Here is a 13,951-nt window from a genome sequence, read left to right as displayed (position 1 = left end):
GGCGAAGCCGGCTCGCTTCTCGAATCCTGCTCGGTTGCTCAGGCGTAGCGGGTCGGGCGGGTCAGCAGCCGGGCGATGCACGTCGGCATCGCCTCGGCGGCCTCATGTGGGCGGCTGCGGTAGGCGCTCGGCGTCTCGCCGACCAGCTGCGTGAAAGTGGAGCTGAACGACCCCAGAGACGTCGCGCCCACGGCGGTGCAGGCATCCGTCACCGACGCACCGGCCCGCAGCAGGGCCATCGCCCGTTCGATCCGCCGTGTCATCAGATACGCGTAGGGCGTCTCGCCGTACGCGGTCTTGAATTCGCGAGAGAAGTGGGCGGGCGACATGAACGCCCGCGCGGCCATCGTGGGCACGTCCAGCGGCTGCGTGTAATCGCGGTCCATCAGGTCGCGCGCGCGGCGCAGGTGGGCGAGCGTCTGCGGGGATTGGGGTGCGGATGCCACGGTCCGAGGCTATCCGTCTCCGGCACCCCGTGCAGAACTCCGGAGATCCGATTGCGATCAGGCCCTGCGGGCGCGATACGGCGCCCCCAGCACGCATTCCACCGGAGTTCTGCACGGGCCCGTCCCCGCACTGCGCGATACCCTCGGGATATGGGGCTGAGGATCGCGATCGCCGGCGGGACCGGCACCGTCGGCCGGCTGGTCACCGAGCATGCCCGGCGGCGCGGCCACGAGCCGATCGTGCTGTCGCGCTCGACCGGGATCGATCTGATGACCGGCGAGGGGCTGGATGCCGTCCTGGCCGGCGTCGACGCCGTGATCGACGTCAGCGGGTCGCAGACTCTGACGGCCGCGGCATCCGTCCGGTACTTCCAGACCACGACCGGGATGCTGCTGGAGGCGGAGCAGCGGGCGGGCGTCGGCCATCATCTCGCGCTGTCGATCGTCGGGATCGACCGCACCGAGAGGGGCTACGGGTACTACGAGGGCAAGCTCGCGCAGGAGCGGGCGGTCACCGACGGTCCGGTGCCCTGGACGCTGCTGCGTGCGACGCAGTTCCACGAGTTCGCACAGCAGATGTTCGATCGGATGAAGATGGGCCCGTTCGTCCTCGTGCCGACGATGCGGTCTCAGCCGGTCGCGGCGGACGAGGTCGCGGCCCGACTGGTCGAGCTGGCCGAGGGTGCACCGGCCGGGCGGGTACCGGATCTCGCCGGGCCGCGCGTGGAGCGCATGGCCGATCTCGCGCGCCGATACGGGCGGGCCGCGGGCGTGCCCGGCCAGGTCGTCGAACTGTCACTGCCGGGCCGTCCCGGTCACCAGATGCGCGACGGAAGCCTGCTGGCCGGCACCGACGCACAGGTGGTCGGCGCCACGTTCACCGAGTGGCTGCGCGAGCGCACCGGATCGGACGGAGAATCGAAGGCCGCACGCACCGTCGGAGTCGCCGGCATCCCGATCGTCCGCGCGCCGCTGCCGAGCCCGCCCGAGCCGTCGCTGTCGAATGCGCGCGAGCTGATCGCCGGGCTGCAGACAGCGGGCATGCCCATCACGCTCGAGATCACCGGCGAGGAGCGGCGCCTGGCCCCGCACATCGACGAGGCCGCCTTCCGGGTGCTGCAGGAAGGGGTTTCGCTCGTGCTCACCCGCACGCGGGGGGCGGATGCCGCGGCCGCCGTCCGCTATCTCTCGCACGCCGTCGAGGTCGAGGTGGCGCACGGCCCGGGGCGGCCGACGCCGCAGGCCGATCAGGCTACCAGCCTGAGCCGGTCGCGCACCGAGGTGCGTCGCCTGGGCGGAGCCATCTCGTCCGGCCCCACCGACGACGGCGGATTCCGGATGTCGGCGACCATCCCCACCCCAGACTGACCGTCCTGGAGCCCGTCAGGGCGTGACGACTTCCGGTTGAATTCGGTCAATGGTTTAGACTGCCGACAGGTGCCGCAGGTCTTGCGGAGCACCTCCATTCGCCCCCGTAGCTCAGAGGAAGAGCAACCGGCTTTTAACCGGTGGGTCGAGATATCGTAATTCTCCGGGGGCACCATACGGCTGTTTTACGCCTCGCCTCCGACGTCCGGACGCACGCGGCTCATCCCTCACCGACAGCAGGAGGCGACGTTGTTCACCCTCACCGATAACGCATGTGTGATCGTGAAGGCGATCGCCGGGCAGACCGCGGGCGGCCGGGAGAAGGGCGGGATCCGCATCTACGACGGGTCGGACCGCGGCACCGACTTCGCACTCGAGCCCGCCGACGGCCCGGAGGAGGGCGATGTCGTCCGGGAGCAGTCCGGAGCCCGCACGTTCCTGGCACCCGACGTCGCCGACGACCTGGACGACTTCGTCCTCGACGCAAGCGTGGACGGGCAGGGCGTGGTGGACTTCTCGTTCGGCACGAACGGGCCGCAGGGCATGACCGACGTGCGCTCGGCAGGCCACGCCCACTGATCGATCACCGCGTCCAGAGACGGCGCGCTCAGCCATCGGCCTCCTGTGAGTCCACCCCGATCGGCCCTTCGACGCCTGTGCGCGCGTATCGTCGACGGAAAGGAACCGTGACGCGAACCGACGATGGTGCGCGAGTCCGGTTCCCCCCCTGCGGACGAGGGGAGCAACCGATGACCGACATCCGCACCACACATCCTTCGCCTTCGGCGAAGGGCCCGCGCAGCAGCAGTGAGTTCACCGAACTGGCTCAGGCGATCAGATCGCGAGGGCTGCTGCGGCGCCGCTACGGCTACTACTGGACGAAGCTGATCGTCCTGCCTCTCGCACTGCTCGTCGGCCTCGCCGCGTTCGTCTGGATCGGCGACAGCTGGTGGCAGCTGTTCACCGCCGGCGTGCTGGCCGTCGTGTTCACGCAGATCGCGTTCCTCGGGCATGACGCCGCCCACCGGCAGATCTTCGTCTCGGGGCGCTGGAACGACTGGGTCAGCCTCATCCTCGGCGACCTGCTGATCGGCATGAGCTACGGGTGGTGGCAGCACAAGCACACCCGGCACCACGGCAACCCGAACAAGGTCGGCACCGACCCGGACATCGAACTGCCCGTCATCGCGCTGACGGAGGATGCGGCATCCGCCCCGCACACGCGCATCGTGACCTGGCTGCGCGCGCACCAGGGCCTCTTCTTCTTCCCGATCCTGCTGCTGGAGGGTGTGTCGCTGCACGCGTCCGGCGTGCGCCGCGTCGTCAGCGGGGGCCACCTGGATCGGCGCTGGGTCGAGATCGGGTTCATGGCCGTGCGGCTGATCGGCTTCACGACGCTGGTGTTCCTCGTCCTCTCCCCCGGGATCGCTTTCGTGTTCCTCGCGGTGCAATTGGGGCTGTTCGGGTTCTACATGGGCGTGTCGTTCGCACCGAACCACAAGGGCATGCCGCTGGTCCCGCCGCAGATGAGGCTGGACTTCCTGCGCCGGCAGGTGATGATGAGCCGCAACATCCGCGGCAGCCGGATGCTGGATGCCGCGATGGGCGGGCTGAACTACCAGATCGAGCACCACCTGTTCCCGTCCATGCCGCGGCCCCATCTGCGGCGGGCGGCGCCCATCGTCGCGAAGTACTGCCAGCAGCACGATGTGCCGTACACGCAGGTCGGCCTGCTCCACTCCTACGCGATCGTGGTCGGCTACATCAACCGGGTGGGCCTGGGCGAGCGGGACGTGTTCACCTGCCCGCTGGTGGAGCAGCGCAGCAGCCTGACCCCGCGCTGACGCCGGTCAGCCGTGCTCGATCAGCTCCGCACCCGCGTGGGCGAGCTCGGCCAGTGCCGCCTCGCTGGAATCGGCGGCGACGCCGGCGACGAGGTCGGTGAGGATCCGCACGTGTCGGCCGTGGGCGATCGCGTCCAGCGCGGACGCGCGCACGCAGTGATCGGTGGCGATGCCGACCACGTCGACATCCACGATCCCGTGCGCGTCCAGCAGCTGTTCGACGGTCGTGCCGTCGTCGGTGACGCCCTCGAACAGGGAATAGGCGGGCGTGCCCTGCCCCTTCTTCACGTGGTGGGTGACGGCGGATGTCTCCAGCCCGGGATCGTATTCAGCCCCCTCGGTGCCGGCCACGCAGTGCACCGGCCAGGTGTCCACGAAGTCGGGCTCTCCGGCCGCGAAGTGTCCGCCGTTGTCGCCCTCGGCATCATGCCAGTCGCGCGAGGCGACGATGATGTCGTAGTTCGCGGCATCCGCGGCCAGCAGCTGCGAGATCCCGGTCGCGACGGCATCCCCGCCGTCCACCCCGAGAGCCCCGCCCTCGGTGAAGTCATTCTGCACGTCGACGATGAACAGTGCTGTGCCCATGTTTCGAGGGTACGCGTCAGTCGCGGCTCGTGGTCTCGACCCCGCGCCGCCACAGCTTCGAGGGCCACCAGATCGCCCGGCCGATGTCATAGGAGAGGGCCGGCACCAGCAGCGACCGCACGATGAACGTGTCGATCAGCACGCCGAATGCGACGATGAACGCGATCTGGGCCAGGAACAGGATGGGGATGACGCCCAGTGCGGCGAACGTCGCGGCCAGCACGAGTCCCGCTGAGGTGATCACCCCGCCGGTGGCGACCAGCCCGCGCAGCACGCCCGGTCGGGTGCCATGGGTGCGCGACTCCTCGCGCACCCGGGTCATCAGGAAGATGTTGTAGTCCACGCCGAGGGCGACCAGGAACACGAACCCGTACAGCGGCACGGCCGGGTCGGCGCCGGCGAACTGGAAGACGTGGTCGAACACCAGCGCCGCCACGCCCATTGCCGCGACGAACGAGACGATCACCGAGAGGACCAGCAGCAGCGGTGCCAGGATCGCCCGCAGCAGCAGCATCAGGATGACGAAGATCACGATCAGCACGATCGGGATGATGAGGGTCCGGTCGCGGATGGACGTGTCGTTCGTGTCGATGTCGGTCGCGGTCACGCCGCCGACCTTCGCGGCGTCGGCGCCGAGTTCGGCATCCAGGTCGCCGCGCAGGGCGCGGACGGTGTCTTCGGCCTGGGTCGAGTCGGCCGCCGCGCTCAGGGTGCCGATCAGCAGCACATCCCCGTCCGACACGGTCGGCTTCGGCGCGGGGGTGCCGGGCGGACCGGGTGCGGCGAACGTGGGCTCGCCCTCCTTCATCGTGATCGTCGCCTGACCCGTCACCGAGTCAGCGGATGCCGCCGACAGGTCTTCGATCCCGGACTCGTCGTCCATCACCCCGGCGGCGGCCGCGAGCTGGTCCTGCGGGACCAGCACGTACACGGGACTGCCGCTGCCGGCGTCGAAGTGCGCGCCGAGCACGTCCTGTCCGTCGCGGGCCTCGGAGGCGCCGAGCACCAGGTCGCTGGAGGGCACCCCGTCCGCCTTGAGCTGGAGGATGCCGGTGCCGGCCGCCAGCAGGACCACCACGCACAGGATCCAGACGAGTCGCGCGTGCCGCGCCACAAGGCGCGCCTGCCGTGCCCAGAAGCCCTTCACCGGGACGCTCAGATCGTCGGGGATCATCACCAGCGGCTCGCGCGGGATGAACGGCCAGAACGCCGCGCGGCCGACCAGCGCCATCAGCGCGGGCAGGAAGGTGAGCGCCGCCAGCATCGCGAACGCGATCCCGATCGACGCGATCGGGCCGAGAGCCCGGTTGGTCGCCAGGTCGCTGAGCAGCAGGCAGAGCAGGCCCGCGATCACCGTGCCGCCCGAGGCGACGATCGGCTCGAACGCTCCCCGCCATGCGCGGGTCGTGGCATCCCACCGCCGTGCCCCTTCGCCGATCGCCTCGCGGAACCGGGCGACATACAGCAGGGCGTAGTCGGTGGCCGCGCCGATCACCAGGATGAACAGGATCCCCTGCACCTGCCCGTTGATCATCAGGATGCCCGAATTCGCCAGATTCCACACCACCAGCACGGCCGCGCACAGGGCGAAGGATGCCGTCGCCAGCACCAGGATCGGCAGCAGCGGCGAACGGTAGACGATCACGAGGATGACGAACACGGCCAGCAGCGCGACCCCCAGCAGCAGCCCGTCGATGCCGAGGAAGCCGTGCACGAGGTCGGCTGTGAACCCGGCCGGGCCGGTGATCCATGCCGTCGTCCCGTCCGGCAGGCCGTCGTCGAGCGCGCTGCGCAGGGCGTCCACGGCGTCGTTGACCTCGCCGCTGGACAGCGGCACGAAGATCTGCGCGGCCTCGCCGTCGGTCGAGGTGATCGGGGGTGAGATCGTCCCGTTGACCCCGGGGACGTCGGCGAGCGCATCGGTCATCTCGCGCAGGGCGCCGAGCTGGTCGTCGGTGAGTGTGCCATCGCCGGTGACGACGACCACCGCGGGGATGCTGTCGCTGCCGGTGAAGTCCGCGAGCCGGTTCTGCACGATCGTCGAGTCGGCCGAGTCGGGCAGATACGCCGACTGCTCGTTCGTGGAGACGTCGCCCACCTTGCCGAAGTACGGGCCGCCCACCGCGCCGGCGAACAGCCAGATGATCACCAGCAGTGCCGGGATGCCGACCCGCAGCCATCGCGTCGGCTGCGCCGGAGCCCGGCGGTCGCGTCGGAGCAGGGGCCGGTCGGTCACCTGGCCAGCCTACGCCCAGGGTCCGGTGCATCCAGCCGCGGCGAGCGCCGTCACGCCGTGGCGAGCGCCGTCCGTTCGCCGTGCGCGGCGGAACCACGCGTCGTAGGCTGGCCTGATGCCGTCCGCCCTGATCGCCCTGGTCGGCGCGTTCGTGTTCGGATCGGCGGACTTCCTCGGCGGGCTCGCTGCGAAGCGGCTGCGCTCGATCGTGGTGACGGCGGTCGCGGCTGTCTCGGGGCTTGTCCTGCTGGCGGCGCTGTATCCGCTGATGGGCGGCGCCTGGCTGCCCGCCGATGTCGCCTGGGGCGCGATCTCGGGCGTCTCCGGCGCCATCGCGATCGCACTGCTGTACGCGTGCCTGGCGATCGGCCCGATGAGCATCCTGTCGCCGGTGACCGCGATCGTCTCGGCCATCGCGCCGATGATGTGGGGGCTGCTCGTGGCCGGCGAGCAGCTGAACACGATCGGCTACGTCGGCCTCGGGACCGCGCTGGTCGCGGTCGTCCTGGTCGGCTTCATCCCGGGCGACACGGTTGTCCATCCTTCTGCCCGGGGCCTGCTGATGGCGGTCGGAGCGGGCCTGGCGATCGGCGCGTTCATGATCATCCTCGATCAGACCTCCCCCGCCAGCGGCATCGTGCCGCTCATCCTGAACCGCGCGTCCAACGGCCTGATCACGGCATCCGTGGTCCTGGTCGTCCTGATCCGGGCCGCCCGGCGCGGGATGGCCCCGTCGCGAGTGCTGACGGCGCAGGGGGCGGGCTTGGGTGCCACGCCGACGGGCCACGCCGACCTGGAGCACGCGGTGGAAGACGGGCCGAGCCCGGTCGGCACCGGCATCCCGTCGAGCGCCTGGTGGCTGGCGATCGCGTGCGGCGTGGTCGACTCGTCGGCCAACGCGATCATGCTGGTCGCGCTGCGCCTGGGCGATCTGTCGATCGTCTCCGCGCTGACGGCGATGTATCCGGCCGGCACGATCGTGCTGGCCGCGATCGTGCTGCGCGAGCGGGTCGCCCCGGTCCAGTGGGTAGGACTCGCCCTGGCCCTGGCGGCCGGGGCCATGCTCGCGGTGGCGTAGGGATCGCCGCGCTGAAGCCGGGCCGGAGCGGCGGGAAAGAGGGTGTGGAGCCACCTAAGGGAATCGAACCCTTGACCTATTCATTACGAGTGAATCGCTCTGCCGTCTGAGCTAAGGTGGCGCGCGTGTCGCTCACGCGATGCACGATCAACGATCTTACATGGTCGCTGACGGCGTCGCGAACGCGGCGACGGCCGTGCGGGCCGCCGGACTCAGCGGGCGCAGCGGATGTCGCCGTCGGGCACGGCGTCCTTCAGGAAGTAGTCGTTCACCGCAGCATCCACACAGCCGTTGCCCTTGTTGAAGCCGGTGTGCCCCTCGCCGACGCGGGTGATCAGGATGCCGGAATCCAGCTGCTTCGCGAGCGACACGGCCCACGCGTACGGCGTCGCCGGGTCGTTGGTGGTCCCGATCACCAGGATCGGTCCGGCGCCGGACGCGTGGATCTGCTCGCGCACACCGGTCGCCTTCTCCGGCCACACCGAGCAGGTGTCCAGATCGACGTTCCAGTACGGCGCGATGGTGGGCGCCTTCGCCTTCAGCTCGGCGACCGCCGCCTGCTTCTGCGCGGCGGTCGCGGTGTCGGGGTAGTCCATGCAGTTGTATGCGGTGAACGCCTCGTACGAGTTGTCCTGGTACTTCCCGTCGGCCCGGTTGTAGTAGAAGTCGGCGAGCTGGAACGCCGGCCCGGCATCGCCGGAGACCGCGGCACTCAGCGCCTGCGTGAGGTACGGCCAGCTGTCCTGCGAGTAGAGCGCGGCGATGATGGCCGTCATCAGCGAATCGGCCCCCAGCATCCGCCCGTCGGAGTTGCGCAGCGGAGATCGGTCGACCCGCGCGAGCAGGGCACCGAGGTCGGACATGCCGTCGTCCACCGTGCCGGCGAACGGGCATCCGCGGGCCTTCAGACAGGACGCCATGTAGGCGCGCAGCGCCGACTCGAACCCGAGCGCCTGGGTCAGGCTCACGTCCAGCCCCGACACGGACGGGTCGATGGCGCCGTCCAGCACGAACCGGCCCACCCGCTGCGGATACAGCTTCGCGTAGGTCGCCCCCAGGAACGTGCCGTACGAGTAGCCCAGGTAGTCGAGCTTCTTCTCCCCGAGCACCGCGCGGATGAGGTCCATGTCACGGGCGGCGAACTCCGTCGTGACGTCGGGCAGGATGCCGTCGCTGTTGTGTTCGCACGCCTGACCGAACTTCTGCGCTGAATCGAGGATCTCGGAGCGCCACGCGTCGGTGCCGCGGGCGTTCCTCGGGATGTCGAACAGGAATGCGTCCATCTGCTTCGCGTCGTAGCAGCGCACGGCGGTCGACTCGCCGACCCCGCGCGGGTCGAATCCGATGACGTCATACCGCTTGGCGAGCTCGTCGCCGACCGCGAACGTCAGTGAGTCGCGCACCAGCTCGATGCCGCTGGCCCCCGGCCCGCCGGGGTTCACCAGCAGCGATCCGAGCGCCTCGCCGCCGGTGGCGCGGTGGCGGATGATCGCCAGGTCGACGCTGCCGGCGGACGGCTTGTCCCAGTCCAGCGGAGCGGTGACCGTGGCGCACTGGTCGCCGTCGCTGCACGAGACCCAGTCGATCCGCTGCCCGTAGAACGGCAGCAGGTCGGCGGCCACGCCCTCGGTGTCGGCCGAGGCGCTCGTCGAGGGCGCCGGGTCGGCCGAGCCGCCGTCGGGGATCCACGAGAACAGGCAGCCGGTGAGGGCGACGGATGCCGCGGCGAGTCCGGCGAGGACGGCGACGATGCGGGTCTTGGCGTTCACAGGGTCCTTCCGTGGGCCACGGTGATGAGCATGCTCTCCAGTGCGAGCACCGGAGACACGTTCTGCTCGAGACGCTCGCGCGTCGTGGCGATCTCGTCGAGCACGATGAGTGTGTGGGCCGGGTCCCAGTTCGCCGCGATCTCGCCGAGACCGTCGGCCAGCTCTCGGTTGATGAGGTCGCCGTCCCGACCGAACTGCAGCATGAGCACGTCACGGTAGACCGACTGCAGATCGGTGAGCACCCGATCGATGCCGTCCCGCAGGCTCCGCGTGGCGCGGCGCTTCTGCTCGTCCTCGAGGGCCTTCAGCTGCGAGCGCACCGCCGGGGGCACCGCGGCGCCGGAGGCGATGCCGAACGTCGTCAGCAGCTGGGCGCGCTCCGCCTCGTCGCGTTCGGCGGTGAGCGCCTTCGCATCGTCGGTGGCGGCGGCCACGATCTGCGCGGCCGCCTCGACCGCGGTGCTGACGCCGCGGACCGCGAGCACCGCCCGCAGCGTCTCGGCGCGGCGCTGTCGGGCGGCGGCATCCGTCGCCAGCCGCTGCGCCATGCCGATGTGGCGCTGCGCGTGCCGCGCCGACTGCTCGGCCAGGTCCGGGTCGGCGCCGGTGCGCTCGGCGATCAGCCGGGCCACGTCCGCCACCTCCGGGTCGCGCAGCCGCAGCGTGCGCACGCGCGAGCGGATCGTCGGCAGCAGGTCGGCGTCGCTCGGGGCGCACAGCACCCACACCGTGCGCTCCGGCGGCTCTTCCAGCGCCTTCAGCAGCACGTTCGAGGTCCGCTCGGTCATGCGGTCCGCATCCTCCATCACGATCACCCGATAGCGGCCGAGCGACGGCGCGAAGTACGAGCGCTCGACGAGCGCGCGCGCGTCCTTGATCGAGATGATGACGCCCTCGGTGCGCAGAGGCGTGTAGTCGGGATGCGTGCCGGCCAGCACCTGTTTCATCGCCGCCTGGTCACCGGGCTCGGCGATCAGCGCCGCGGCGAACGCGCGGGCCAGCGTCGAGCGCCCCGACCCGGGCGGACCGGTCAGGAGCCACGCGTGCGTCAGAGCGGAGGGGTCGGATGCCGCGGACTGCAGCGTCTGGACCGCATCGGCCTGACCCCAGACCTCGCCCCACGGCGGATCGCGCACGGCGGCGGCGGGGGCATCCATGCCGACCAGCCTAACCGCGCCCGACGACGCCGCCGGGACCACGTCATCGGTCAGCCGACGTGCGCCGCGATCCGGTCCCGCACGCGAGCGGCGATCTCATCGACCGGCTGCGCGGCATCCACGATCAGGAAGCGACCCGGCTCGGCCGCCGCCAGTGCCAGGAACGCCGCGCGCACCCGCGCGTGGAACGCGGCCTCCTCCGCCTCGAGCCGGTCGAACGGCTTGTCGGCGGCATCCAGCCGACTGCGGGCGGATGCCTCATCCAGGTCCAGCAGCACCGTCACATCGGGCAGCAGCCCCTCCACGGCCCACAGCGAGAGGTCGCGCACCTCCGCCGCATCCAGAACCCGTCCGGCGCCCTGGTAGGCGACCGACGAGTCGAGGTAGCGATCCTGGATCACCACGGCTCCCCGTGCGAGCGCCGGGCGGACCACGGTCGCGACGTGGTGGGCCCGATCGGCGGCGTACAGCAGCGCCTCGGCCCGCGGCTCGACGTGACCGCGGTGGTGCAGCACGATGTCGCGGATGCGCTGACCCACCTCGGTGCCGCCCGGCTCGCGGGTGCGGACCACCTCACGCCCCTGGTCTCGCAGCCAGCCCTCCAGCAGCGCCGCCTGGGTGGACTTGCCCACCCCGTCGCCGCCCTCGAAGGTGACGAACAGCCCGGTCACTTCTTCTTCGCCGCGGGCTTGCGCGTCGTCGTCTTCTTCGGAGCGGCCTTGCGCTTGGGCGCCGGACCCTTCGCGCGCTTGTCGGCCAGCAGCTGCACGGCGCGGGCGAAGTCGACGGCCATCGCGTCCTCGCCGCGCGGCACCGTCGCGTTCGTCTCGCCGTCGGTCACGTACGGGCCGAACCGGCCGTCGCGCAGCTTGATCGGCTTGCCGCTGACCGGGTCCGCCTCGAACTCCTTCAGCGCGCTGGAGGCCCGCTTGGCACCGTACTTGGGCAGCTTGTACCGCTCCAGCGCCTCGTCGAGGGTGATCTCCAGCAGCTGCTGCTCGGAATCCAGTGTCCGCGAGTCGGTGCCCTTCTTCAGGTACGGCCCGTAGCGTCCGTTCTGCGCGGTGATCTCCTCACCCGATTCCGGGTCGGTGCCCAGCACGCGCGGCAGCGACAGCAGCTGCAGTGCGGACTCGAGGTCGACCGTGTCGACCGTCATGCTCTTGAACAGCGAGGCGGTGCGCGGCTTGGGCTCGGCGGCCGCCTTCTTCGCGGCCGCCTTGCCCTTGGCGCCCTTCGCGGGCGCGGCATCCACGACCTCGCCGGTCGCAGCATCCACCCGCTCCGGGTCCTCGGGCTCGACCTCCTGCACGTACGGGCCGTATCGCCCGTCCTTCACCACGATGAGCTTGCCGTTCTCGGGGTTCTCGCCCAGCACGCGGTCGCCCGCCACCGGGGCGTCGATGAGCTCCTGCGCCTTGGCCGGGGTCAGCTCGTCCGGTGCCAGCTCTTCGGGCAGGTTCACCCGCCGCACCTCGGCGTCCGGGTGCTCCGGGTCGGTGACCTCCAGGTACGGCCCGTACCGCCCGATGCGCAGCACGGCGTTGTCGGTGATGCGGGTGGAGTTCAGCTCGCGTGCATCGATCTCACCGAGGTTGTCGACGATGTGGCGTAGACCGGCGTGGCCCTCGGAGCCGAAGTAGAACTCCTTGAGCCAGTCCACGCGCTTCTGCTCGCCGCGGGCGATGGCGTCCAGGTCGTCTTCCAGCGCGGCGGTGAAGTCGTAGTCGACCAGGTCGGTGAAGTGCTGCTCGAGCAGCCGGATCACGCTGAACGCGGTCCAGCTGGGCACGAGCGCCTGCCCCCGCTTGGTGACGTAGCCGCGGGCCAGGATCGTGTCGATGATGCTGGCGAACGTGGACGGCCGGCCGATGCCCTTCTCCTCCAGCGCCTTGACCAGGGATGCCTCGGTGTAGCGCGGCTTCGGCGCGGTGGCGTGCCCCTTGGGCTCGACGTCGCGGATGGCCAGCACGTCGCCGACCGCCAGCTGGGGCAGGGCCTGATCGTTCTGCTTGTCGCTGTCCGAGCGCTTCTCGTCCCGGCCCTCCTCGTACGCCTCGAGGAATCCCTTGAAGGTGTACACGGTGCCGGATGCCGTGAACTCGGCGCTCTGATCGGGCAGGGCGATCTGCAGGGTCACGGTCGTGGTCTCGTACGTGGCATCGGACATCTGGCTGGCGACGGTCCGCTTCCAGATCAACTCGTACAGTCGCGCCTCGTCGCGGTCGAGGGAGCCGGTCACCTGCGACGGCGTGCGGAACTGCTCACCCGACGGACGGATGGCCTCGTGCGCCTCCTGCGCGTTCTTGCTCTTGCTCTTGTAGACGCGCGGGTTCAGCGGCACCGCCTTCGGCCCGTACAGCTGCACGGCCTGCTCGCGCGCCGCCTGGACCGCCTGCGTCGACAGCGCGGTCGAGTCGGTGCGCATATAGGTGATGAACCCCTTCTCGTACAGGCGCTGGGCCACGCTCATCGCGTGCTTGGCGCTCATCGAGAGCTTGCGACCGGCTTCCTGCTGCATCGTCGAGGTCGTGAACGGCGCGTACGGGCGGCGGGTGCCGGGCTTGGACTCCAGCTTGGTGACCGACCCCTCGCCCGCTTCGGCGACCGCTGCCGCCAGGGCCGTGGCGCGCGCTTCGTCCAGCACGACGACGGCCTTCTTCAGCTGGCCGCGATCGTCGAAGTCCGTGCCGCGGGCGATGGGCGCGCCGTCCAGGCGCGCCAGCTGGATGCCGAACGCGTCGGCGTGCTTCGCGGCCGAGGCCGCGACATCCCAGTACGAGGCGGAGACGAACGCCATCCGCTCGCGCTCCCGGTCGACGACCAGCCGGGTCGCCGCGGACTGCACGCGACCGGCCGACAGCCCCTGCTGCACCTTCAGCCAGAGCACCGGCGAGATGTCCCAGCCGAACAGCCGGTCCAGGATGCGGCGGGTCTCCTGCGCATCGACCAGGTCGAGGTCGAGCTCGCGGGTGTTGTCGACGGCGGCACGGATGGCGTCCTTGGTGATCTCGTGGAACACCATGCGCTTGACCGGGACCTTCGGCTTGAGCGCCTCGAGCAGGTGCCACGCGATGGCCTCGCCCTCGCGGTCCTCATCGGTGGCCAGCAGGAGTTCGTCGCTCGTCTTCAGCGCCCGCTTGAGTTCGGCGACGGTCTTCTTGCCGCGCTCGGACTCGACGTAGTAGGGGGCGAAGTCGTTCTCGATGTCGATCGAATAGCGACCCACCGAGGTCTTCTTCAGCTCGGGTGGGATCGCCTTGCGATCGGCCAGGTCGCGGATGTGACCGACCGAGCTGAGCACCTCGTAGCCGTCGCCGAGATATCCCTGGATCGACTTCATCTTGGTCGGGGACTCGACGATGACGAGCTTCTTGCCGTGTGCCAAAGGGGTGGTCCTTTCTTCGATGCACACCATACACACCCCGGACGGGCACGAGCCTGTGTGGACATCGAGTGCGGTCCGCG

Annotated in this window: 11 protein-coding genes and 2 tRNA genes; 5 read left to right on the top strand and 8 right to left on the bottom strand. The window is 70.3% G+C overall.

Annotation, left to right across the window (positions count from 1 at the left end; genetic code table 11):
• Positions 1 to 38: 38 nt before the first annotated feature.
• Positions 39 to 386, bottom strand: coding sequence for a helix-turn-helix transcriptional regulator (locus AC0L6F_RS15355; protein WP_259613353.1), 348 nt, complete (start codon positions 384 to 386; stop codon positions 39 to 41).
• Positions 387 to 596: 210 nt separating this feature from the next.
• Here AC0L6F_RS15355 and AC0L6F_RS15350 point away from each other — a divergent pair, with 210 nt between their 5' ends.
• The 4 genes from AC0L6F_RS15350 to AC0L6F_RS15335 all read left to right on the top strand — a co-directional run bounded on the left by AC0L6F_RS15350 (position 597) and on the right by AC0L6F_RS15335 (position 3,658).
• Positions 597 to 1,814 (top strand): NAD(P)H-binding protein, encoded by a 1,218-nt coding sequence (locus AC0L6F_RS15350; protein ID WP_473538540.1) that lies wholly within the window; start codon positions 597 to 599, stop codon positions 1,812 to 1,814.
• A 100-nt stretch (positions 1,815 to 1,914) separates the two neighbouring features.
• A tRNA-Lys gene (locus AC0L6F_RS15345) sits at positions 1,915 to 1,989 on the top strand.
• A 74-nt stretch (positions 1,990 to 2,063) separates the two neighbouring features.
• Complete coding sequence (locus AC0L6F_RS15340) at positions 2,064 to 2,393, top strand: Fe-S cluster assembly protein HesB (RefSeq protein ID WP_259611530.1); 330 nt, start codon at positions 2,064 to 2,066, stop codon at positions 2,391 to 2,393.
• A 170-nt stretch (positions 2,394 to 2,563) separates the two neighbouring features.
• The gene (locus tag AC0L6F_RS15335; protein ID WP_473538539.1) at positions 2,564 to 3,658 is read left to right on the top strand and encodes a fatty acid desaturase family protein; all 1,095 of its coding nucleotides are present in this window, start codon (positions 2,564 to 2,566) and stop codon (positions 3,656 to 3,658) included.
• A 6-nt stretch (positions 3,659 to 3,664) separates the two neighbouring features.
• Here the strand turns inward: AC0L6F_RS15335 and AC0L6F_RS15330 are convergent, their stop codons facing one another.
• Entirely contained in the window at positions 3,665 to 4,243 is a 579-nt protein-coding gene (locus AC0L6F_RS15330; RefSeq protein WP_473538538.1) for an isochorismatase family protein, read from the bottom strand.
• 16 nt (positions 4,244 to 4,259) lie between these two features.
• Positions 4,260 to 6,479, bottom strand: coding sequence for an MMPL family transporter (locus tag AC0L6F_RS15325; protein WP_473538537.1), 2,220 nt, complete (start codon positions 6,477 to 6,479; stop codon positions 4,260 to 4,262).
• 115 nt (positions 6,480 to 6,594) lie between these two features.
• Between AC0L6F_RS15325 and AC0L6F_RS15320 the strand changes: the two genes are divergently transcribed.
• Positions 6,595 to 7,557 (top strand): EamA family transporter, encoded by a 963-nt coding sequence (locus AC0L6F_RS15320; RefSeq protein WP_274637415.1) that lies wholly within the window; start codon positions 6,595 to 6,597, stop codon positions 7,555 to 7,557.
• A 45-nt stretch (positions 7,558 to 7,602) separates the two neighbouring features.
• Here AC0L6F_RS15320 and AC0L6F_RS15315 read toward each other — a convergent pair.
• The 5 genes from AC0L6F_RS15315 to topA all read right to left on the bottom strand — a co-directional run bounded on the left by AC0L6F_RS15315 (position 7,603) and on the right by topA (position 13,871).
• A tRNA-Thr gene (locus AC0L6F_RS15315) sits at positions 7,603 to 7,678 on the bottom strand.
• A gap of 91 nt (positions 7,679 to 7,769) precedes the next feature.
• Positions 7,770 to 9,326: an alpha/beta hydrolase gene (locus AC0L6F_RS15310; RefSeq protein ID WP_473538536.1), complete on the bottom strand. Its 1,557-nt coding sequence runs from the start codon at positions 9,324 to 9,326 to the stop codon at positions 7,770 to 7,772.
• Positions 9,323 to 10,483, bottom strand: a complete 1,161-nt coding sequence (locus tag AC0L6F_RS15305) for a DNA polymerase III subunit delta' (protein ID WP_473538535.1) — start codon at positions 10,481 to 10,483, stop codon at positions 9,323 to 9,325. The genes AC0L6F_RS15310 and AC0L6F_RS15305 overlap by 4 nt, the downstream gene beginning before the upstream one ends.
• A gap of 50 nt (positions 10,484 to 10,533) precedes the next feature.
• A complete protein-coding gene (gene tmk / locus AC0L6F_RS15300) occupies positions 10,534 to 11,154 on the bottom strand; it encodes a dTMP kinase (RefSeq protein WP_274637412.1) in 621 nt (206 codons plus the stop codon).
• Positions 11,151 to 13,871, bottom strand: coding sequence for a type I DNA topoisomerase (gene topA, locus AC0L6F_RS15295; RefSeq protein ID WP_473538533.1), 2,721 nt, complete (start codon positions 13,869 to 13,871; stop codon positions 11,151 to 11,153). The genes tmk and topA overlap by 4 nt, the downstream gene beginning before the upstream one ends.
• Positions 13,872 to 13,951: the final 80 nt, after the last annotated feature.

The sequence above is a fragment of the Microbacterium sp. G2-16M genome, from assembly GCF_055809115.1.
This window is presented reverse-complemented; position numbering and strand designations above follow the sequence as displayed.